Genomic DNA, 18924 nt, shown 5'->3' on the forward strand with positions numbered 1-18924 from the left:
ATGTTATTAACGTTAGGCCTCAGTGCGGTGCTTGGCTGGTTGTTTTACAGTGCCTTGGGACCAGGTGTATTCCTCGGAATGATTTTGGCGGTGCTGATCATGATCTCCATTCAATTGAACCGACAGGAACAAAAAAATAAACAAGATGCAGAGGAAGAAGATTCGAGCGGCTTTTGAGGATTAAGAATCATTTAATAGTGGTATATGATACCTGCGTTGGTATAATAAAATGGACCGATGCATAATTCTCAAGAGGTGGTCCATGTGATAATCAAAGAACTCATTTCAAATGTAGCCATTCTAATAACAAGCTTATTCCTTTATACCCAATTGACACGATCATCCCCACTCCTGTCATCCTCTTCCCTTCAGAAAAAAGTGACGGCAGGGATCCTGGCAGGTGTGCTCAGCAATATTTTGATGCAGTACAGCATGCAGTTCGGAGAATCAATCGTGGATCTCAGGCACATCCCGCTGATCCTCGTCGCCTATTACGGCGGCAGTATTCCGGCCCTTATCACGATGGGGCTGATCGGACTCGGCCGTTTTCTGATCGGGGTAAATACGTCCTCGATGCTTGCCTTACTCATGATCGTATTTATTACGGTAGCGACGCTGCTTTCAAGACGGGTGAATGTGAGAAGGAGCCTGAAGGTGTTCATCGCCCTGACGGCATCAAACGTCATTTTCACCATCATCATCTGTTATTTGATCAGCGCTTCTGACCTTCTATGGGTACTGATCCCGTCGTACTGGGGCATGTCCTACATAGCAGGCTTCACGTCATTCTATGTCGTGGAATACGTACGAGAGAGTCAGAGAGTGTTGGAAAAATATAAATCAGAAGCGGTGACCGATGCCCTGACCGGCCTCAACAACGTCAGAAAGTTCGACATGGTCTTCAACGACGTCAGCCGACAAGCCCAGGAAAAGAAAGAGAACCTGTCGCTTTTGTTTATCGACATCGATCACTTCAAACGCGTCAACGATACGTACGGACATAAAGAAGGCGATCGAGTGCTGATCGAGCTCGGCAACATTTTGAAAAATACCGTGCGCTCCTTCGATGTCGTCAGTCGGAACGGGGGAGAGGAATTCACTGTGATCTTGCTCGATTGCCCGACTGACCGCGGCAGACAGATCAGTGAACGAATCCGAAAAAACGTGGAGCAGCACCTATTTCTGCTGACGACAGGTGAAATCATCAACATCACCGTCTCCATCGGACTCGCCTGCTTTAACGAAACAACGAAGAGTCCGCCGATGCTGTTGAAAGATGCCGACGATGCCCTATATGAAGCGAAAAAGACCGGCCGCAACAAAGTATGTGTATCAAGCAGCTAGATTTTCCCTGTTTAGTGTTCCTTTCGATAGGATATAAACTAAATGGAACACCTCAGGGAGGAAAAGAATGTCTAAAGAATACTTAGAACGGGAAATCGACTTTCTCCGGAAGAAATTATACGAAGCCTACCGTCAATCCTTCGATTACGAACGCGTCGTAGAAATATCTCAGGAACTCGATGATTTGTTGAATCAATTGGAAGAACTGAAGAAGCACGAGAACAAAGCTCAAGAGCAGCTGAGCCGTTCTCGTGCTTCCTTTAGGGAGCGCTGAAACAAGGGGACGGTTCTCGCTGTTTCATCCCGTGAAACAGTAGGGACGGTTCTTGCTGTTTCACGGGATGGAATGAATCGAGAGATAGTCTTTCACAACCGTTTTGACTCTTTAAGATGCTGAGAATGGTCTTGATAAGACCTTCTCGCAACCATTTCATGTGTCCGCAGAGTGAAAAAAGGTCGTGACAGTTACGTCTCACTACCATTCCATAAAAAATAGACTTGAGCCTGATGTGCTCAAGTCTATTTTTTTATGAAACAAGAGAACCGTCCCCAATGTTTCCACACAAAATCACTTTATAGAGCATGAATCATTGCATGTGCCTTGATTTGTTTGGATCTTCCTCTTGCTTGCTATAAAACGGTACACATGATCACCCAATCTTAGCTTTTCAGCCATTAACAATAGAGGTACTGTCCAATGAAGAAGGGGGATATTTTTATGAACTTGAATGAATGTTTGTAAGCCCCAGTAATAGGATTGGCTCAATGAGCTGTAGGAACACATTTCTTGTTCTAATACCTCAACCTTAAAAGGAAGAGCTTTATTTATATGTGGGTCTCTGAAAGATACAAAATCAATCCTTCGTCGCTTATCCAACTTCCTCCATTTCATAACTGTATTTTTACAAAGAGGGCAATTACCATCATAATAGACCGTTAAATGTTGCAAATCATGACCTCCTTTTAGATCGAACCATTAGATTAAAATGCATTGACTAACAAAAAAAGAAGGGAAGCCCCTTCTTTTTTTAGTCTTGGAAATTATGAAGAGTGAACAATAGGAACTTGCGTTTTTGTTGTTAGGTTGCTTGAGATCGTTCTATCTTGATTAATTTCCTTTCCGTCAGAAGAAAAACGGGGAGGAATGAAAGAACACTCCAGCCTAACTCATAAAACAAATAGTATTCTTTGCTATAAGTGACGAACATCAGTGCAAAACCCAACACAATATTAAAGGTTGCCACTGCACATAAGACCTTTGCAGAATATTTTTGGGCAAAGTCCCATAACTTCTTATTCTTCTTAGACCTTTTCGTTCGATATCCGTAGACACTGTTGATGTTGTCTGGACTAGCTTTCCATAAAACGATGCTTGCTGCTAAACACCCTAAACCCGTAAGGAATATTAACATGATGATCTCCCTCTACTAAGATAGTTTATCTAATGTGTACGCAACAGCTCTCTCAGGTTCTTCGACTGAATCAATTCCAGGACCCCATGTTCCGCCTGCCAAATAGACTACTGCTCCGCCTACTGCAGCATATGTCACACCTACGTACTGGTGAGCGATGAGGACAACAGCAGCTCCGCAAACAGCTACAACACCACACTGAGCATTTACTTCACCAGTAGTGGCTAGTTCATCGCCTCGATCTTCAACGAATTGATTTAAATGTTCTGAAACCACTTTTAAACTCTCCATTGTTGCATTAGGGTCTTTTGCAAGAATCGAGTTCTTCAAATCCTCTACGGAATCAGAATGCTCGGACTCGATATAACTGGAAAACTCCTGAATGATTTCGAGCTCTTCTTCAGTTGGTTCTCTTGAGTCTTCTTCAGCGAATAAGACATCTCCAACAGGGCCATAACCAAAAACAATTCCCTGCATGTATTCAATTCCAGAGAAATCTGAATCTGCCTGAACGGGAGACATGCTGTTGGAAAAAATCGTGGATGCCAAAATGAACGGGATTACCAAAATACTAGCTAGCCATTTTTTGTTGTTTTTCATACTTTAATTTCCTCCTTATTAATGGTATGTCTTCTTGGACAGGGTATAAGTAGAGTAGCAGAGCTGCCCACATAGTAATTGAGAAGGTTACTATGCCTATAGTCAGCAATATCCCTAAATGAAAGACAATACCTGCAACCAGAATGTATTTTTTAAATCGATCTTTCCAAAACAATGCCGAGGCCAACAACAATTCGAATAGTGTGACGGACCAAGTGAGTATGACAACAAGTCCGCTTTCCAATATAGGGACCATAAAGAACTCTTGATAATTCGCTATCCCCAGCATAGGATCAGTCAGGAAATAGTAGAGTGCCGTTCCTTCGCCCCATTCATCGTTTTTTATCCTACCAATAGCTGCATGCAAGTAGATGAGCATGACTTGTATTTTGATAACATAAGTGAAGGCTAAAAAGCTGAGATTTCTATAAAAAGATTTTTGTTTGAACGGCTTCCAATGGTTGGTGCGATGATCCAATAGTGTTAAAGGGATAAGCAGAAAAGTGAGCGTTGTAACGATTTGATCCCCACCATCAAGTACAATGGCATATGTATGAATGCTGTAACAAATATACCAATGTAGTACACCAGATACACGAGGGTAATACCCAAGCATAATTGGTACCATCAACAAAATGATGAGGTATCTGACTATTTCGGGATTCATCCCTATAGCCTCACCAAGAACAAAGAATGATGGAACCAGATACTCTGAAGATGCTTGACTTTCAAGAGGGGCTAGAACAGCCATTGAATTAAACCCTATTGTGATAAAGGTGCTGATGGCCAATATAGTACGTGCAATCGCATAAGAATTGTTGAAGAGCTTCATATCCTTGACCTGATTTTGAAAGTGCTTCATATGATTTTCACCTTTATCACTCTGGCATTGAATGAACTCGTTTCCTCGTATTCTCTCCAATACCAGTTGAGGGGCTCTCTATAGTAAAGAATATATTCACCATGTTCCAAATGCTTAAATTCTTCATCAATAATGGTGGGGTCTTGTTCATTGGCTATTTCAACACACTCTTCTTCGCTTTTACACGGTTCCCATTCAGAGTTCGGAAAATCTGTTTCGATAGAGCCCAATTCAATCATTTGAGAGCGACCATGACGACTCAGACCAAATATATTATGCGGGGAGGCATTTGGTAAGTTAATCTGTGGTGAACTCTCATGAATCATTAAGACATCATCTGAAGGACTTTTGCTATAGAATGCAAATCCTTGAGGTGCCAATTGAGACATAGCATTCTTTCCCAACAAAGGGTTGGAAGGAACTAAGTTGATAAAAACACTTAGGCCAAAAAGAAGTGCAGATCCTAAAATTAAACTAATGAAAAGGTTTCTTTTGTCACTTTTGAAATTCATTCCATTATCAACTCCTTATTTATTTCACCTCCTAAGCAGACTTTTCTTAAAACGTTGGAATTAAGAGGAGTCTGAACACGATCGTTTCTTTCTGTGAACAAACTGATGAGGTATTCCCTCGTGTTTGTTCCTTGGATGACCTTCCTTCATTTAAAACAGGCAAGCCTATTATCAAGTTGTTAGGACGAAGGTGAATTCATTATGAAAAGACTTGTGTCGAACTTGTCATTCCCTCCTTTTCATATGAGTGTATAGACTGAATTCGATTAATTCTATATTTTTCCTTCTAAATGGGACTTGGGAAAGATACCTTGAAATCAATGGCCTAACCTACAAATTTATAACGGACTTTCCCAAGTGAATTTGACACTTTCCAAAGGGAATTTATGTTAAAATTTTCTTTATGTCGTGAAAACGTAATTGGCATAAGAAAGGTGACGTGTTCAAATGATCTACGCCACCTTTCTTATGCTTTATTCATCTTCCCGAAACGTTTCTTTGCCTGAGTCGTAGGATAGGGGAGGGGGAAATCGAATGAAGGGGTTCCAGAACTTCAATATTGCCGTGACTGTGATTGGACTAAGCGCCATCCTTTTTCACCTCTTTTCAGGAGGGGCATTTCTTTTAGTCGATGAGGTTATGATGATTGTGGCGGCCATGTTTTTCTTATCGGTTTAGAAAACGTGCTTGACCGTGAGAACAAAAGGAACGTAGGGGTCGCTTTCTTATTGATCTCGCTGTTCACCTTTGCGTCGACCCTTTAGAAATAAGAAAAGGAGATGGATCGAATGAATCATCGAATATGTGAGAAGTGTGAAGGGGACATGGTGAAATGTTATGTCGATCAGGGGATGAGAGGGATTCTAGTCAAGAACGCTGATGGGGATAAGCTGTTCTCAAACAAGAAAAACACACGCATCAATCCATTCGTCTGCGGGGACTGCGGCTGGGTGGAGTGGTATGCAGATGAACCAGGCAAGATCAGATGAAGGGCATACATAACATAGAAAAGGAAGCACGGGACTTGTCCCGTGCTTCCTTTTCTTTTTTGCTATGAGGTCGAAAACGGGCGAGAGAACCGTTCTCACAAACGTTTCTCAGGTCATCGAACCTAAAAACGGTCCAGAGTCTGCTCGTCACGACACTTTTTACAGCTTTTTGATTCTGAAACAGTCGAGAGAGCCATTCTCACGACGGTTTTCAAATAGGATACGTTATCCTCAAATCAAAACCAACATCAGACTCAACACAATCGTATATGAGAAATAGACCAACGCACCCGTCCAATGGATTTTCTGGATCTCTTGGAAGTACCCGTTCCCGTTATCCACCTTTCGTGCCCGCCTCACAATACCAATGTTCAACAGAATGATGACAGGGACAACCGTACAGACGACAATCCAAAGCAATGCCTCATCGAAGATCATCGGTTCGTTGTTGGAGGAAAATGCAATTACGAGGACCACCAACGAAAGCAGGAGGGGGGTTTTGAATTTTGATTTTCTTTCTTTTTCGAAGGATGGATCGTCCATGACATCCTTCTCATAGAGGATGAGCTTTCTCATGTCAGGCGTCCACGCATAGCGTCCGGTTCTGAACTTCTGCCACTCGGAAATTGAAATCGTGAGTAAGAGGAGGGCAAAAACACTGTAGAAAACGGTATCGGTTGTGTAGTAGAGAAGCAGCAGTGCGGCGCCGATGATACTGAATATCAAAAAGTTTAGAAAAAGAATCTGTTTCGTCCGTAACTTTCTGCGTTCATGCTGTTCCATCTTTACACCTCCTGTTGCTTTTCCTCGCGCATTTTTCTAATCTCTTCTGTCTGGTCGAGTATGTTCTGGTTGATCTTTCTGAGCGCATCAAAAATCGCATAAATTCCTGCCAGGACTAAAATCATAAAAAGTAGAGTCAAAGTGAAACCTTCTTTCGTCAGCGTTCTGGCTGTGAAACGGAAGAACCGTCCCCAATGTTCCAATTCAAGTTAAAGGCGAATGAAATCACAAGTAGGACGAAGATGCCGGCTGCAAGCGATGAGAGCGACATGATCCAATTGATGCGGCGGATCTCCTGAAAGGTGCCTTTGCCCTGATCGATTTTTTGGTCACGTAGAATTCTCCCGATGTTCAGCGTGGCGATCACAATGACCGCGAAGCTTATGATGATCCACATATAGAGAGGTTCTATTACAAAAGGTCTGTTATCGGCCATGAAATATTGAGTCCAGCCGAGGAAGGCAACAACCAATTGGGAAAAGTATTGCGTGAACCGCTCTGCCTTGAATGCTCCTCTATCCATCGCTTCTTTTTCATAAAGGACAAGTGCATTCATATCCTCTGTCCAGGCGTACCGACCGGTTTTGTATTTCACCAGCTCCAGCACACCTGCCACTGTAAACCAGATGCTGAATGTGAGAAAGACCAGCTTTTCGCTTGCCTGGGTCAACAGTATGAGGCCGACTACCATGATCATGAATGCGTACAAATTATAAAGAAGAATCCTTTTTTTACGTAGCCTGCTGAGTTCCTGCTTTTCCATGTGCGTTCACTCCTTTTATTACTTAAGCTGCAAAGATGACGAAAAACGAAATCGTTATCGATGTGAGAACGAGAAGAATGCCGGTGAGTAGGACGGTCATCCGTGTTTTTTTCGTGAAATTCGTCTGACCAGCATCGACTCTCTTCATCCGCGAAATCGTTCCTGCGTTCATGATAAGAACAAGAAAGAGGGCAAAGGGTCCAAACAGCCAGCCCACTTCAGTCGGGAAAAATGGTTCTCCTTTTTCCGTCATGAAATACTGAAAGGCGACAAGTAACAGCACGAAAACCTGCGTGATGATCGCCGTTCGTTTCTCTTTTTCCCACCTCCGTTCACCGATCTGTGCTTTCTCATACGTGATCAGCTTTTTCATATCCTTCGAAATCAAGTAGCGGCCTGTAGAAAGTCCGTACGTTTCGGTGGCGATGAAGCCGGCACAAAAAAGAGCGAGCAGGGCATAGATCGTGCGGCCGCTGACTTGATAAATGAGCAGCCAGCTGGAGAGAAAGACTATGATGGCATAAACATTCAAGAGAATGAGTTGTTTTTTCCTAAGGCGGGTCAGTTCGTTCTGTTCCATCCGCGAGCCTCCTTTCGTCAGATCATGATGATCATGAAATAGGTGGTGATGAGCGAGGCGATGACGACGAGCAGGGCTGCGAGCAGGCCTTTCTTCCAGTTGCCCCGGCGTACGTTCCGCAACGGTTCTCCAGCATCGATCCGCTTCGCGCGTGAAGCGGTAGACCAGTTGAGAAGTCCTAGTATGATGGGGGCCAAAACGATAGCTACCCAAATGAATGGAACGGCGAAAATCGCTCCCATATTCGGTACCGCTATCACGTAATTAAAGATCATGGTCAAGATGACAAATACCGAGGCAATTACATTCCCCCTGCGTTCCTTGCGGTAAGCGAGCTCCCCGACTTTTTTCTGCTCATATTCCGCGAGCTTTCTCATATCTTCTGTAAACGCATAGCGCTTAGTGAAATAAAGATAGCATTCAATTGCGCTGATCACGACAATGACGGCCAGCAAGATAAGGAAGAATGGCTTGGCGCTTAATTCCAGAAGCACCGTCAATGCGAATAGGATCGCCATCGGAATGAAGGATAAGTTTACGTGCAGCATTTGCTTTTTTCTTAAGCGTTTCAGTTCCAGTTGTTCCATGGGATCACTCCAACCTGATATGTATAGTACATATACGAATTTACCAGTAAAAGGTTTCAAAAGGAAGGCGTGGAAGCGAGATTTATGGAATAATAGGGGAAAGACGGAGGGGGGATTCGGTATGGGAAGCATCTTAGGCACACTGTTCAGGAAAGCGGGCGCTGTGTTTCCGACCGTCCTTGCCACGAGCCTGCTTTTTGTACCCGTCTTCCTTTACTTGAGCGCGACTTGGATGGAAGGCGTGATGTATTTTTCCTTCCTATTGTGGGGTGTCTTCATTGTTGTCATGACGTACGGATTGCCGGCATCGATCCTGTCGGAATGGAGCACCATGAAGTGTCGTCATCGTAAAAAAATCGCGCTCGCCTTCCACGTGATGCTCGGAGCGGCGTTTATTCCACTGAACATCGTGCTGGGGGACGCTTATCTTCCGTTCGGTGTGGTCAGCGGTCACCAACCGCTCGATGCAGTCAGCTGGGGGATTGGCGTTGTGGCTGTCGTAGCCTCGCTGTTGTTCTGGTTCTTCGACGAAGGTCTCCGCTGCCTCGCCAAGCGGAACCACTGGAAGGTGTATCTCTGAGCGGTGGAACGAGGGGACGGTTCTCCGTGTTTCATCTTCTAAAACGGTCGAGAGCATCAGTCTCTGCACTCTTTTCTGCGCTCTTCTGACTGAAAAAGGACGTGAGAGCCCGCATCTCGACTCTTTTAACGTCCGGCATCAATCAAAACGGTCGTGACAAAGTGCTTCACTACCATTTCAGCCTCCTCGACGCCAACGAAAAAAGAGACTTGAGCTCAACCAGCCCAAGTCTCTTTCCTTTTTCTGTGAAATTGGAACAAGGAGAACCGTCCCTCATGTTTCACCACGCGAAACAGTGAGAACCGTCCCCGTGTTCCACCTATCTATCTCCGATTGATGCAATATCCTTCGTGAGACTGGCGATCGTTGCGATTTCGTTGTCGCTGATCTCCATCAGCTCATCGAACATCTCCACCGATTCCTGTGAAATGAAGGTTACGTGTTCGACGGACGAGACAATCTGCTGAATACCCGCTGACATTTCGTGCGTGGAAGCAGATGTGTCTTCGTTGTTTTTGGCAATGATCTGGTTCGACTCGAGCATCTGTTGGAACAGTCCGCCGAGCTCTTCAATCGAGGCGTTCGTTTCTTCTGATTCCTGCAGGCCTTTTTCCATAGAAGCGACGGCCGAATCGGTTTCTTCCTGTGTGCCGCGCACAATGGAGGAGACTTGGTCGGAGGAATTGCGCGTCTGCTCTGCTAGTTTACGCACTTCATCTGCTACGACCGCAAATCCTTTTCCGTGCTCCCCGGCGCGGGCCGCTTCAATCGCGGCATTCAAGGAGAGAAGGTTGATCTGCTCGGAAATATCCGTGATGACACGTGCAATCGAGCCGATTTCCTTCGATTTCGTTCCGAGTTCCTTCACAACGCTGTAAGAGTCGTTGACCGTGCTGTTCAATTCCTTCATTTTCGCCATCGACGTCTTGACCCGCTCATTTCCTTCTTCCGTCAGCTCAAGCGCAAGCTTCGACTGTTCGGAAATGTCCGAAGACTGGTGGGACAAGTCGGCAATCGAGGCGTTCATTTCTTCAAGCGCCGCCGAGCTTTCCTCTGTTGAGGCGAGCTGTTTGCGGATGCCGCGTCCGACTTCATCGATCGCCGCACGCACGATGTCCGCCTGCTCGACCGCATCTTCTCCTTTTTCTACGAGAGATCCGACCCGTTCATCGGTCACTTCATTATGTTCAGGCACAGCAACGGCAGCCGCTGCTTCCGCTGCTGCGACCTCTGCCATCGCCGCTTCATTCGAAAGCAGCAGTTTTTTCAAACGGCTGGACTTGACCATATAGAGGATGGTCGTCGCAAGAAATACGACATTCAACGCAATCGAAATATAGAGTATCATCCTGTCGCCTCCTTATAATTTTCTGTACAAAAGGGTGGTGCCTTCTGCGATGGATTCAGGTATGCCGTTCAATCGGTCGTTATCCTTATAGGAGTGGAAGACCGGCTTTCCGTCGATATTGTGGTAGGGCTCGAACTGGTGGTATTTTTCTGAGATGTGGATCGATTTTTTGTTGGTGGCTTCTAAGTAGATGAAAGAAAGTTCTTCCTGCTCGGCTTTCTCAATCAGCTGGCCGATCAGTTGATGGATGATTTCCTTGCGGTTGTCAGGCGCCGTTACACCCAGCATGAAAAAGTGGAGCGCTTCGCCGTCCTCGATGTCCCGTCCGTTCTTCAGCTTGAAGTCGCGGATGAATTGCTGATCGACGTCCTCGAGCACGTGCAGGATAACATTCATATCCTTGAAGTCCCCTTCGAAAACGTCTTCGCCGATGATTTCCGGCGCACTCGTATCCCCGGCCATCACGCCGACAACATTTCCATTTTCGTCAAGCGCCGTCATGCAGTAGCCTTGGTCGACCGTCGCTTCAAGGTATTCTTTTGTAAAGGCGAAAAAGTCGTCATACGGCAGGTCCAGTAGTCCGACCATCGGTTCCTGAATCCACTGGCCGTTGACATCGATTCCAACGAACGAACGCGCGAGGCAGGCTGCGGTTTGGTCGAGTAATTCTGGTTCATCGCTTCTTAGTGTGTGGTACGTATAAGCTGTATTTGTTTGCAAAATGAATTCCTCCTCTTATGAAATGACGCTTCCGCTGAAGTCGATCCGCTCCAGTGCATTGCGAAGCTGCACCTGGGCGATTTTCGAATTCGGATTTACAATCTGTACGTTCTTGAACCCGAGCGTCGTGTAAAAGACGAGCGTCTGGTCTAGCTGCTCCAGCACCGATGACGGCACCGTCGTCTGATATGTGGCATCCACCACAAGCGTATAATCACGCTTTGAAACCTGACCGATCGTATATTCGAAATCCGTCATATACTGGGTCGCATCCTCGGACCGGATCAAGCCGTAAACCTGGATCTTCACAGCCTTCTCCCGCTCCTGAACGACCATCTTGTACTTCTTCCTATCGACAACCAATCCTTCCATACAAGCACCTCACTTTTTTGGTATACATTTAATCTATCGACAATATAAGACAAATTTGAAGAAAATTCGCATACGTTGTATTATTCTGTTCCTTTTTCATCGAATCGTTTACGATAGTCTCGAAGGGAAAAAATAGAAAGGGGTAAGAAAATGAAACCAATCACATCTTTCTACCCAAGTGTAGATGGAAACGAACAAGAGAGAGAACAGTTCGTGGGATATTTGGAAGAGCTTCTGACCAGGATCGATGAGCTGAAGGACCCGGAACGTCTGACGCTTGGTGACCTGCCGGCAGAAGAAGACATGTACAAGCCATCCGACCTGCCAATCGAATCCTCTTCTGTGAAAAAAGTAATCGAGGAGCTGATCGAGCTCGCAGAAGGACATCGGTTTGGGAATCACCGATATGTGGCCAATGCGTCACCACTGCCGAACATTCCGAGCCTGCTCGGCCAGGTGATGATGACGCTCGTCAACGGCAACAATCTTTGGGACGTCGAAGGTACCGCCGCAGCACGAGCTGAAGTCAAAGTGACGAGCATGCTTTCAAAAATCATCGGATATGATCCTGAAAAAAGCGGAGGCTTCACGACGTGGGGTGGACAAGGGGCTGTTTTCCAATCACTCCGGCTCGCCATCGCCCGCCAGTTCCCGGATTCAAACGAAGAAGGCGTGCCGCAGAACCTGTATGCCTTCTGCTCAGAGCTTTCGCATTACAGCCTGTTCAAATCGATGCAAGCAGCAGGCATCGGAACGAACCATTTGATCCGCGTCAAAACCGGCGACGACCACGCGATGGACCCTGAGGATTTGATGAAAAAAATGAAGGAAGTCATTTCGAATGGGGGAGTCCCCATCTACGTGCTTGCCAGTACCGGCACAACCGACACGTTCGGCATCGACGACGTGAAACGAGTAAAGGAGATATGCCGCGAAGTCGAAGAATCACACAACCTTGACCCGATTTACCTTCACGCCGATTCTGCCATGGGGGGAATGTACACCTTCTTCAACGACTATCCACTCGTGGACAATCCGCTTCAGTTCAAGCGCGACGTCGTAAAGGAGCTATCCCATTTTCAAGAGAAGTTCCGATCGCTTAAGCTTGCCGATAGTCTCGTCTTCGATTTTCACAAGCTCGGGCAGACGCCTTACATATCGAGCTTGTTCCTTGTGAAAGACGCATCCGTTTTCCAATACGTCGACCTGAACGAAGAGGAAACCCCATACGTCGGCAACCGCGGCTACGGCAGCTATCACACAAGCTACACACTCGAATGCTCAAGGATGGGCAGCTCCCTGCCGATTTATGCATCGCTGATCGGACTTGGAATCGAAGGCTATCAACGCTTACTCGCCCAATACATTGAAGTGAACCTCGCCTTCCGCAGGGCACTGAAGAGCCGGCTTCCGAACATCGCCGTCACCAACGACGTCTCACCGATCACGACCTTCCGCCTCTACCCAGGCGAGTCCCAGTGGGAAGAAGAAAAACAAGGCCGCCTCACCCGCCAGGAAGTCGAAGACATCAACAAACTCAACAGCCGCTTTGCCGAAGTGCTCGGCCAGAAACGCGACGAAATCTACTTCGGCAACACATCCAGACAACGATACGTCACCGTCCAGGGCGGAGGCGAACGACCCGCCATCTACGTCCAGAAATTTTTCTCAATCTCACCCTACACCACCGTCGACTGCATCCCGGAATACATCGATTTCCTGGAGCGAAGGCTTGAGATATTGGAAAAAGAAGTCCTTTGCCAGAGCTGAACATTGTGAGCGTGGATAAATGGGATAGTGAACGGCTTCAAGCAGAGGAGGTAGTCCCAATAAAAGATAAAAGGGACAACGAGCAGCCAGACAGCAGAGGAGGTAGTCCCAATAAAGGATAAATAGGACAACGAGCGACCAGTTAGCAAGGTTAATAGTCCCAAAGAGAAAGTAAGATGCATACAAAGGCTACAAGAACCACGAAGATGATAGAAGACATAAAAAAAGAGACTCTCATCCACGAGAGTCTCTTTCATTTCAGAATCCAATCCGCCCATAACGCTCAATCATCTTCTCATTATGCGCATCCGACCCATCAATATTCCCACTCTTAAAAATCGGCACATCCACCCCGCGCCCGTGAAGGTCCTCAATCGTTTTGGAAAATAGGGCGTGGAGGGCCGCCGTTCCTGCCACGGACGATAGCGGGGAGAAAGCCTGATCCAGCCCCTCGGCCGACATTGCCGCATCCCCGACCGGAACATGCAGGTCGATCGTCCAGTCCGCCACATCCTCAAGCCGCTGTCCGCTCACGTGGCGGGATGGCTGCGTGTCCGAGTAGGCGAGCGAGGTGAGTGCGATCACCTTGATGCCCTTCTTCTTAAAGAAGCGCGCCGTATCAACCGGAGCCGGATTGCGTCCGGATACAGAAATGACAAGCACCATATCGCCATCCCGCACCGGTTCTTTTTCCAAATAAGGCGTGACAAAATCCGGCGTACGCTCGAGCTCACTCGAACGCCTCGCCCCTTCGTGCAGCATAAGCGGTTCAATCGTAATCGGCCTTACCGGAACGAGTCCGCCGGCACGATAATAAGCATCCTGCGCAAGAAGGCCGGAATGCCCGCAGCCGAACGTATGAAGGATGCCGCCACCTTCGATCACATCCGCCAGCTGCCTGCCAACCGCGGTAATCACCGGCCCTTCTTCAGACTCTATAATGTTCAACGTCTCCACTGCCTTCGATAAATAGCTCATCTTGGTTGTCACCTCTTTTTTGGGGACGGTTCTCGTGTTTCAAAATGAAACACGAGAACCGTCCCCGCTGTTCCACCCGACTCAGCGGTAAATGTCGCTGATGAACTTGTAGCGGTCCGCGCGGTAGGCGGATTTCACGACTTCAAACGGCGTACCGTCCGTCAGCACACTGTTCCGCTCGATCAAGAGAACAGCCGAGTGCTCCGGCACGTCGAGAAGCTTGGACTGATGATCGTCTGCGACCGTCGCTTCGATCATCTGCGTCGCTTTTTCAATCGTGCGGTTCAGCTCATTTTCTACATATTCATAAAGCGACCCCTGCACGATCTCCTCCGTCAGCTCAGGCAGAAGGGAGGCGGGGAGGTAGGTCGTTTCCACCGCCATCGGCTTCTTGTCCGCATAACGGATCCGCTGGACGAGGAAGACATCCGCGTCTTCACCGAGCGCAAGCTTACCTGCGATCTCCTTCGTCGCCGGCTGCCGCTCAAACGCAATCAGACGACTGCTCGCCTCCATGCCACGCTGCTTCATATCCTCCGTGAAACTCGTCATGCCCTGCAGAGGCTGTTCGATCTTCTGCTCCGCGACAAACGTACCTTTCCCTTTCTCGCGGTATAAATACCCGTCATTGACCATGTTCGTCATCGCCTGACGAACCGTCATACGGCTTACATCATAATGCTCGGAAAGCTCGCGCTCAGACGGAATCATCTCGCCTGCCCGAAACTCCCCAGTGTCCATCCGCTGCTTCAAATCCTCTTCGATCTGATAATACATCGGCATGGGCGAACGTTTATCTACCACCAGTGGCTCATCCTTTCCCATCAACAAATTGGTACGCATTCCGGTCCACAATCAGCGTCACATCATCGTGATTCTTAAGCGCAGAAGCCGGAAACGCTTCATCGATCTCGCCCGCCAGCAGTCGCTCGATCGCCCGTGCTTTCCTTTCACCGGAGGCAATCAGCACGATCCGTTTACTTTTTAAAATAGATCGTATGCCCATCGTCACGGCCTGCTTCGGCACGTCCTCAATCGAGGGGAAGAAGCGTGCGTTCGCCTCTCGCGTCGAAGCGGCGAGTTCAACGATATGGGTCGGGGTGTCGAACGAGCTGCCGGGTTCATTGAAACCGATGTGACCGTTTTCTCCTATCCCTAACAATTGTATGTCAGGTGGGCCGACTTTCTCAATCACTTCTTCATAACGCAGGCACTCTTTCTCAAGATCATCCGCCGTCCCGTCCGGAATGTACGTGTTCGCCGCGTCGATGTTCAAATGCCCGAACAAGTTCTCCTCCATAAAGGTCCGGTAGCTCTCAGGATGATCCGGACCGAGTCCGACATACTCGTCCAAGTTGAGCGTCTTCACCCTTTGATAGTCGGCGTTTCCCTTCTTATAACCTTCAATCAGCTTCTCATACGTGCCGAGCGGCGTGCTGCCCGTCGCAAGCCCGAGCACAGATTCCGGATCTGCCTTCACCTGGGCTTCGAAAATCGAGCACGCCTGTTCGCTGAGCTGTTCTTTCGTCTCCGTTACGATGATGTTCATGATGATTCTCCTCTCTGATAGGCGACTTCTCCCATGCACAACGTGAGCACGACGCTTCCGTCTTCATCAAGCAGCACAAGGTCTGCGTCTTTGCCTTCTTCAATGCTGCCTTTCCGGTCGAACACGCCGAGCTGGCGGGCTGCGTTGCCGGACGTGATCCGGGCAAGCTCCTGCCAGGAGGCGAGCGGGCGCATCTTCCGCACCGCTTCATTCAGCTTCAATATGCTCCCGGCAAGCGTCCCGTCCTCCAGTCTCGCTTCCTGGTTCTTCACCGTCACGTCCTGACCGCCGAGGTCGTACGCCCCGTCAGCAAGACACTTCGCGCGCATCGCATCCGTGATCAGCATCGTACGTTCACTGCCGATCGTTTGATAGGCGAGTCGCACGGCATCCGGATGGACGTGGATGTGGTCGACGATCATCTCGACCATCAAGGACGGATTCAGAAAGGCCGCCCCGACGAGCCCAGGCTCCCTGTGGTGGAGCCCGCTCATTTGATTGAACAGGTGGGTGACGTGGCGGGCTCCCCGGTCTGCCGCCGCATTGGCCGTTTCAAGGGAGGCTTCCGAATGACCGAGCGAACAGACGACGCCGGTGCGGCTGATTTTTTCAATAAAATCAAGAGCTCCTTCCGTCTCCGGTGCAAGGGTGACGAGCTTGATGCGATCACGACTCTCGTTCTGCCACGTCTCGAACATCTCGACCGAAGGAGGCAGGATATGGGCTGTCGGCTGGGCGCCGGCTTTCCCGCTTGAGATGAACGGCCCCTCCAAATGGATGCCGAGAACCTCAGCACCGCCCGACGCTTCGTACGCCCCGACGTTCCGGACCGCCTTCGAAATGTTCTCAGGCGACTGCGTCATCGTCGTGGCGAGGAAGCTTGTCGTGCCTTCCTCCGGGAGCTTCGCCGTCATGCCGTCGAGCGCTTCGGTCGTCGCGTCCATCACATCATGCCCCGCAGCGCCGTGGATATGGACATCGATGAAGCCGGGGAGGAGGGTGTGGCCCCCTCCGTCGATCTCCGGCTCCTGCGCGGTCCGATCGGAAATCCGGCGAATGCGCCCATCTTCGATTTCAACCGAACCATTTTCCATGACACGTTCCTCGGTCACAATCCGTACATTTGAAATCCACATACTCTCTGCCTCCTTTTATTCAACCGTCACGATGCCGGTCGTCCCGTGCTCGTGATGCCCGGTTTGATGCAGGTGAACCTGCTCGTTCTCAAGATTCGTAAAGATCACAGGCGTCACAACAGACGGCGCATTCTCTTTGACGAAATCAAGATCAACCCGGATCAGCGGCGTCCCTTTTTCAACCGCCTGACCGTCACTCACAAGCGACTCGAACCCTTGTCCATCAAGCTTCACCGTATCAAGCCCGATATGAATGAGAATCTCGAGGCCATCCGCCGTCTTCAGCCCGACCGCATGCTTCGTCGGGAACACATTCAGCACCTCACCATCCACCGGCGAATGAATCACACCATCCGTCGGATCAATCGCAAAGCCCTGTCCCATCATTCCTTGGGCAAAAACCTGATCAGGCACCTCAGACAGTGGAATCACCTCACCCGTCGCAGGGAGGACGAACGACGCTTTGTCTACAGACCTCACGCCTGCTGACTCCTGCTGCTTCGGTTCATGCACCGCGTCTGGTGCGGTCATGTTGTTCTGCTCCATCCGTTTGCGCATCGCTTCCGCGACAAACTCGACGGAAGTCCCGACGATGACCTGCAGATTCGTCTTACCGACTTTCATTACACCACGCGCACCGTTCTGCTTAATCGCTTTTTCATCAATCGCATCACGATCATCCATCTGCAGTCTGAGGCGGGTCGTGCAATAATCAAGCGATTGGATGTTGTCCGGTCCGCCGAGGGCTTTCAAATAATGATAGGCTTTGGCGTCGTAATCACCGGAAACCGCCGTCTCATCCATTTGGTCCAGCTCGTCCTCATCCTCGCGTCCCGGCGTCTTCAAGTCGAGCTTGATGATCAGGAAGTAGAAGATAACGAAGTAGAGAGCCGCCATAATCAAACCAATTACAATCAGCATCAGTGGATTTTCGGCAATCGTGAAGTTCAATAAATAGTCGATCAGCCCCGCCGAGAATCCGAATCCATGCCGGACATCGAACACGAACGCAAGCACCATCGCCACCCCTGTCAACACCGCGTGAACCGCGTAAAGAAGAGGGGACAGGAACATGAATGAGAATTCGATCGGCTCTGTGACCCCTGTCAGGAAGGACGTCAGACCGATACTTAAGAACATCCCGCCAACCGCCGCTTTACGCTCTTTTTTCGCAGCGGCATACATCGCAAGACACGCAGCCGGAAGTCCGAACATCATGATCGGGAAGAATCCAGCCAGGAAGTGCCCGGCCGCCGGGTCGCCGTTCAGGAAGCGGTTGATCTCACCGCGGACGACCTCTTCAGACGCCGTCGTGAACGTTCCGAAGTCGAACCAGATCAGCGTGTTGATGACGTGGTGAAGACCGATCGGAATCAACAGACGGTTCAGCACCCCGTACACCCCGACACCAGCAGCGCCCGAGTTCAGCACCCATTCCGTTACCGAATCGATGACATATTGTGGATATACCCACAGATGCCCGAAGATAAAAGCGAGCACAACCATCGCACCAGACGTGATGATCGGTACGAACCGTTTTCCTCCAAAGAACGAAAGGAAGTCCGGAAACTTGACGTCGTGATACCGGTTATACAGCATCCCGGCGACAAGCCCCGCAATGATTCCCGCAAAGACGCCCATCTTGACGTCTTCGTTGATCGCCTGGATCCCCTCAAATAACACGAGGTACCCAATCGCACCAGACAAAGCAGCCGCCCCGCTCCCATCCTTCGAGAATCCCATCGCAATCCCGATGGCGAAAATAATCTCCAAGTTACCAAGAATTCCGTTTCCAGCCGCCGACATGAAAGGGATATTGAGCATATCCTCCATCCCGAGACGAACGAGCAATGCCGCAGCCGGCAAGGTCGCAATCGGAAACATCAATGATTTACCAATACGTTGCAAAAAGTTCAGCACCATGATGGCCTCCTTCTATAAATGTAAATGAAAACGTTTTACTGAGGTTATCATATCATCAATACATATAGTTGTCTATACCAGTTAAGTTTTTTGTGAAAAGGGTTGAGAGCGAGCGA

The 18924-nt window shown here is 48.7% G+C and carries 25 protein-coding genes; 7 read left to right on the forward strand and 18 right to left on the reverse strand.

Features of this window, described 5'->3' with window-relative positions; genetic code table 11:
* From LCM20_RS09835 to LCM20_RS09845, 3 genes are all read left to right on the forward strand, one after another.
* Nucleotides 1–177, forward strand: coding sequence for a hypothetical protein (locus LCM20_RS09835; protein WP_225195282.1), 177 nt, complete (start codon nt 1–3; stop codon nt 175–177).
* Nucleotides 178–264: 87 nt separating this feature from the next.
* Nucleotides 265–1344, forward strand: coding sequence for a GGDEF domain-containing protein (locus tag LCM20_RS09840; RefSeq protein WP_225195283.1), 1080 nt, complete (start codon nt 265–267; stop codon nt 1342–1344).
* A gap of 67 nt (nt 1345–1411) precedes the next feature.
* The gene (locus LCM20_RS09845; RefSeq protein ID WP_225195284.1) at nt 1412–1618 is read left to right on the forward strand and encodes an aspartyl-phosphate phosphatase Spo0E family protein; all 207 of its coding nucleotides are present in this window, start codon (nt 1412–1414) and stop codon (nt 1616–1618) included.
* Nucleotides 1619–1912: 294 nt separating this feature from the next.
* Here LCM20_RS09845 and LCM20_RS09850 read toward each other — a convergent pair whose 3' ends face one another.
* The 5 genes from LCM20_RS09850 to LCM20_RS09870 form a co-directional block, all read right to left on the reverse strand.
* Nucleotides 1913–2293 (reverse strand): DCC1-like thiol-disulfide oxidoreductase family protein, encoded by a 381-nt coding sequence (locus tag LCM20_RS09850; protein WP_225195285.1) that lies wholly within the window; start codon nt 2291–2293, stop codon nt 1913–1915.
* Between the two features lie 130 nt (nt 2294–2423).
* Nucleotides 2424–2756 carry an SdpI family protein gene (locus LCM20_RS20255; protein ID WP_225195286.1) on the reverse strand — a complete coding sequence of 111 codons (333 nt, stop codon included), beginning with the start codon at nt 2754–2756 and terminating at the stop codon, nt 2424–2426.
* A gap of 15 nt (nt 2757–2771) precedes the next feature.
* Entirely contained in the window at nt 2772–3356 is a 585-nt protein-coding gene (locus LCM20_RS09860) for a hypothetical protein (protein ID WP_225195287.1), read from the reverse strand.
* Nucleotides 3328–4218, reverse strand: a complete 891-nt coding sequence (locus LCM20_RS09865) for a sporulation-delaying protein SdpB family protein (RefSeq protein ID WP_225195288.1) — start codon at nt 4216–4218, stop codon at nt 3328–3330. Before LCM20_RS09865 ends, LCM20_RS09860 begins: the two co-directional genes overlap by 29 nt.
* Nucleotides 4215–4730: an SdpA family antimicrobial peptide system protein gene (locus LCM20_RS09870; protein WP_225195289.1), complete on the reverse strand. Its 516-nt coding sequence runs from the start codon at nt 4728–4730 to the stop codon at nt 4215–4217. The genes LCM20_RS09865 and LCM20_RS09870 overlap by 4 nt, the downstream gene beginning before the upstream one ends.
* Nucleotides 4731–5264: 534 nt before the next feature.
* Here LCM20_RS09870 and LCM20_RS09875 point away from each other — a divergent pair.
* Both LCM20_RS09875 and LCM20_RS09880 read left to right on the forward strand, forming a co-directional pair.
* Nucleotides 5265–5408, forward strand: coding sequence for a hypothetical protein (locus tag LCM20_RS09875; protein ID WP_225195290.1), 144 nt, complete (start codon nt 5265–5267; stop codon nt 5406–5408).
* A gap of 110 nt (nt 5409–5518) precedes the next feature.
* On the forward strand, nt 5519–5719 hold the full coding sequence (locus LCM20_RS09880; RefSeq protein ID WP_225195291.1) for a hypothetical protein: 201 nt from the start codon (nt 5519–5521) through the stop codon (nt 5717–5719).
* A 231-nt stretch (nt 5720–5950) separates the two neighbouring features.
* Here the strand turns inward: LCM20_RS09880 and LCM20_RS09885 are convergent, their stop codons facing one another.
* Genes LCM20_RS09885 through LCM20_RS09900 form a run of 5 tightly spaced genes read right to left on the reverse strand, consistent with a single transcriptional unit; the run spans nt 5951 to nt 8432 of the window.
* A complete protein-coding gene (locus tag LCM20_RS09885; protein ID WP_225195292.1) occupies nt 5951–6502 on the reverse strand; it encodes a hypothetical protein in 552 nt (183 codons plus the stop codon).
* Nucleotides 6503–6504: 2 nt separating this feature from the next.
* Nucleotides 6505–6627, reverse strand: a complete 123-nt coding sequence (locus LCM20_RS20075; protein ID WP_263622037.1) for a hypothetical protein — start codon at nt 6625–6627, stop codon at nt 6505–6507.
* Between the two features lie 32 nt (nt 6628–6659).
* Nucleotides 6660–7265 (reverse strand): hypothetical protein, encoded by a 606-nt coding sequence (locus LCM20_RS09890; RefSeq protein ID WP_225195293.1) that lies wholly within the window; start codon nt 7263–7265, stop codon nt 6660–6662.
* Nucleotides 7266–7287: 22 nt separating this feature from the next.
* A complete protein-coding gene (locus LCM20_RS09895) occupies nt 7288–7845 on the reverse strand; it encodes a hypothetical protein (protein WP_225195294.1) in 558 nt (185 codons plus the stop codon).
* A 17-nt stretch (nt 7846–7862) separates the two neighbouring features.
* Nucleotides 7863–8432, reverse strand: a complete 570-nt coding sequence (locus LCM20_RS09900; RefSeq protein ID WP_225195295.1) for a hypothetical protein — start codon at nt 8430–8432, stop codon at nt 7863–7865.
* Between the two features lie 121 nt (nt 8433–8553).
* On the opposite strand from LCM20_RS09900, the gene LCM20_RS09905 reads away from it, so the two are divergent.
* On the forward strand, nt 8554–9012 hold the full coding sequence (locus LCM20_RS09905; RefSeq protein WP_225195296.1) for a hypothetical protein: 459 nt from the start codon (nt 8554–8556) through the stop codon (nt 9010–9012).
* Between the two features lie 319 nt (nt 9013–9331).
* On the opposite strand, the gene LCM20_RS09910 is transcribed toward LCM20_RS09905, so the two are convergent.
* From LCM20_RS09910 to LCM20_RS09920, 3 genes are read right to left on the reverse strand one after another with little or no spacing between them, the layout of a single operon-like run.
* Complete coding sequence (locus tag LCM20_RS09910) at nt 9332–10360, reverse strand: methyl-accepting chemotaxis protein (RefSeq protein ID WP_225195297.1); 1029 nt, start codon at nt 10358–10360, stop codon at nt 9332–9334.
* Between the two features lie 12 nt (nt 10361–10372).
* A complete protein-coding gene (locus tag LCM20_RS09915; RefSeq protein ID WP_225195298.1) occupies nt 10373–11080 on the reverse strand; it encodes a hypothetical protein in 708 nt (235 codons plus the stop codon).
* Between the two features lie 15 nt (nt 11081–11095).
* Nucleotides 11096–11452, reverse strand: a complete 357-nt coding sequence (locus tag LCM20_RS09920) for a hypothetical protein (protein ID WP_225195299.1) — start codon at nt 11450–11452, stop codon at nt 11096–11098.
* Nucleotides 11453–11602: 150 nt separating this feature from the next.
* On the opposite strand from LCM20_RS09920, the gene LCM20_RS09925 reads away from it, so the two are divergent.
* The gene (locus LCM20_RS09925) at nt 11603–13222 is read left to right on the forward strand and encodes a pyridoxal phosphate-dependent decarboxylase family protein (RefSeq protein ID WP_225195300.1); all 1620 of its coding nucleotides are present in this window, start codon (nt 11603–11605) and stop codon (nt 13220–13222) included.
* 258 nt (nt 13223–13480) lie between these two features.
* Here LCM20_RS09925 and LCM20_RS09930 read toward each other — a convergent pair whose 3' ends face one another.
* The 5 genes from LCM20_RS09930 to nagE all read right to left on the reverse strand — a co-directional run bounded on the left by LCM20_RS09930 (nt 13481) and on the right by nagE (nt 18805).
* Nucleotides 13481–14200: a sugar isomerase domain-containing protein gene (locus LCM20_RS09930; protein WP_225195301.1), complete on the reverse strand. Its 720-nt coding sequence runs from the start codon at nt 14198–14200 to the stop codon at nt 13481–13483.
* Nucleotides 14201–14281: 81 nt separating this feature from the next.
* Nucleotides 14282–15004, reverse strand: a complete 723-nt coding sequence (gene phnF, locus LCM20_RS09935; protein WP_225195302.1) for a phosphonate metabolism transcriptional regulator PhnF — start codon at nt 15002–15004, stop codon at nt 14282–14284.
* A 7-nt stretch (nt 15005–15011) separates the two neighbouring features.
* Nucleotides 15012–15749 (reverse strand): glucosamine-6-phosphate deaminase, encoded by a 738-nt coding sequence (gene nagB / locus LCM20_RS09940; protein WP_225195303.1) that lies wholly within the window; start codon nt 15747–15749, stop codon nt 15012–15014.
* Complete coding sequence (gene nagA, locus LCM20_RS09945; RefSeq protein ID WP_225195304.1) at nt 15746–16885, reverse strand: N-acetylglucosamine-6-phosphate deacetylase; 1140 nt, start codon at nt 16883–16885, stop codon at nt 15746–15748. The genes nagB and nagA overlap by 4 nt, the downstream gene beginning before the upstream one ends.
* A gap of 15 nt (nt 16886–16900) precedes the next feature.
* Nucleotides 16901–18805: an N-acetylglucosamine-specific PTS transporter subunit IIBC gene (gene nagE, locus LCM20_RS09950; RefSeq protein ID WP_225195305.1), complete on the reverse strand. Its 1905-nt coding sequence runs from the start codon at nt 18803–18805 to the stop codon at nt 16901–16903.
* Between the last annotated feature and the right edge of the window lie 119 nt (nt 18806–18924).

Source organism: Halobacillus litoralis (assembly GCF_020171725.1).
Lineage (GTDB): Bacteria > Bacillota > Bacilli > Bacillales > Halobacillaceae > Halobacillus > Halobacillus litoralis_F.

Bases quoted from the DNA above. Each gene is read 5' to 3' on its own strand.
- LCM20_RS09835 (WP_225195282.1), top strand. From the start codon at position 1: ATGTTATTAACGTTAGGCCTCAGTGCGGTGCTTGGCTGGTTGTTTTAC.
- LCM20_RS09845 (WP_225195284.1), top strand. From the start codon at position 1,412: ATGTCTAAAGAATACTTAGAACGGGAAATCGACTTTCTCCGGAAGAAA.
- LCM20_RS20255 (WP_225195286.1), bottom strand. From the start codon at position 2,756: ATGTTAATATTCCTTACGGGTTTAGGGTGTTTAGCAGCAAGCATCGTT.
- LCM20_RS09860 (WP_225195287.1), bottom strand. From the start codon at position 3,356: ATGAAAAACAACAAAAAATGGCTAGCTAGTATTTTGGTAATCCCGTTC.
- LCM20_RS09865 (WP_225195288.1), bottom strand. From the start codon at position 4,218: ATGAAGCACTTTCAAAATCAGGTCAAGGATATGAAGCTCTTCAACAAT.
- LCM20_RS09870 (WP_225195289.1), bottom strand. From the start codon at position 4,730: ATGAATTTCAAAAGTGACAAAAGAAACCTTTTCATTAGTTTAATTTTA.
- LCM20_RS09875 (WP_225195290.1), top strand. From the start codon at position 5,265: ATGAAGGGGTTCCAGAACTTCAATATTGCCGTGACTGTGATTGGACTA.
- LCM20_RS09880 (WP_225195291.1), top strand. From the start codon at position 5,519: ATGAATCATCGAATATGTGAGAAGTGTGAAGGGGACATGGTGAAATGT.
- LCM20_RS09885 (WP_225195292.1), bottom strand. From the start codon at position 6,502: ATGGAACAGCATGAACGCAGAAAGTTACGGACGAAACAGATTCTTTTT.
- LCM20_RS20075 (WP_263622037.1), bottom strand. From the start codon at position 6,627: ATGATTTTAGTCCTGGCAGGAATTTATGCGATTTTTGATGCGCTCAGA.
- LCM20_RS09890 (WP_225195293.1), bottom strand. From the start codon at position 7,265: ATGGAAAAGCAGGAACTCAGCAGGCTACGTAAAAAAAGGATTCTTCTT.
- LCM20_RS09895 (WP_225195294.1), bottom strand. From the start codon at position 7,845: ATGGAACAGAACGAACTGACCCGCCTTAGGAAAAAACAACTCATTCTC.
- LCM20_RS09900 (WP_225195295.1), bottom strand. From the start codon at position 8,432: ATGGAACAACTGGAACTGAAACGCTTAAGAAAAAAGCAAATGCTGCAC.
- LCM20_RS09905 (WP_225195296.1), top strand. From the start codon at position 8,554: ATGGGAAGCATCTTAGGCACACTGTTCAGGAAAGCGGGCGCTGTGTTT.
- LCM20_RS09910 (WP_225195297.1), bottom strand. From the start codon at position 10,360: ATGATACTCTATATTTCGATTGCGTTGAATGTCGTATTTCTTGCGACG.
- LCM20_RS09920 (WP_225195299.1), bottom strand. From the start codon at position 11,452: ATGGAAGGATTGGTTGTCGATAGGAAGAAGTACAAGATGGTCGTTCAG.
- LCM20_RS09925 (WP_225195300.1), top strand. From the start codon at position 11,603: ATGAAACCAATCACATCTTTCTACCCAAGTGTAGATGGAAACGAACAA.
- LCM20_RS09930 (WP_225195301.1), bottom strand. From the start codon at position 14,200: ATGAGCTATTTATCGAAGGCAGTGGAGACGTTGAACATTATAGAGTCT.
- nagB (WP_225195303.1), bottom strand. From the start codon at position 15,749: ATGAACATCATCGTAACGGAGACGAAAGAACAGCTCAGCGAACAGGCG.
- nagA (WP_225195304.1), bottom strand. From the start codon at position 16,885: ATGTGGATTTCAAATGTACGGATTGTGACCGAGGAACGTGTCATGGAA.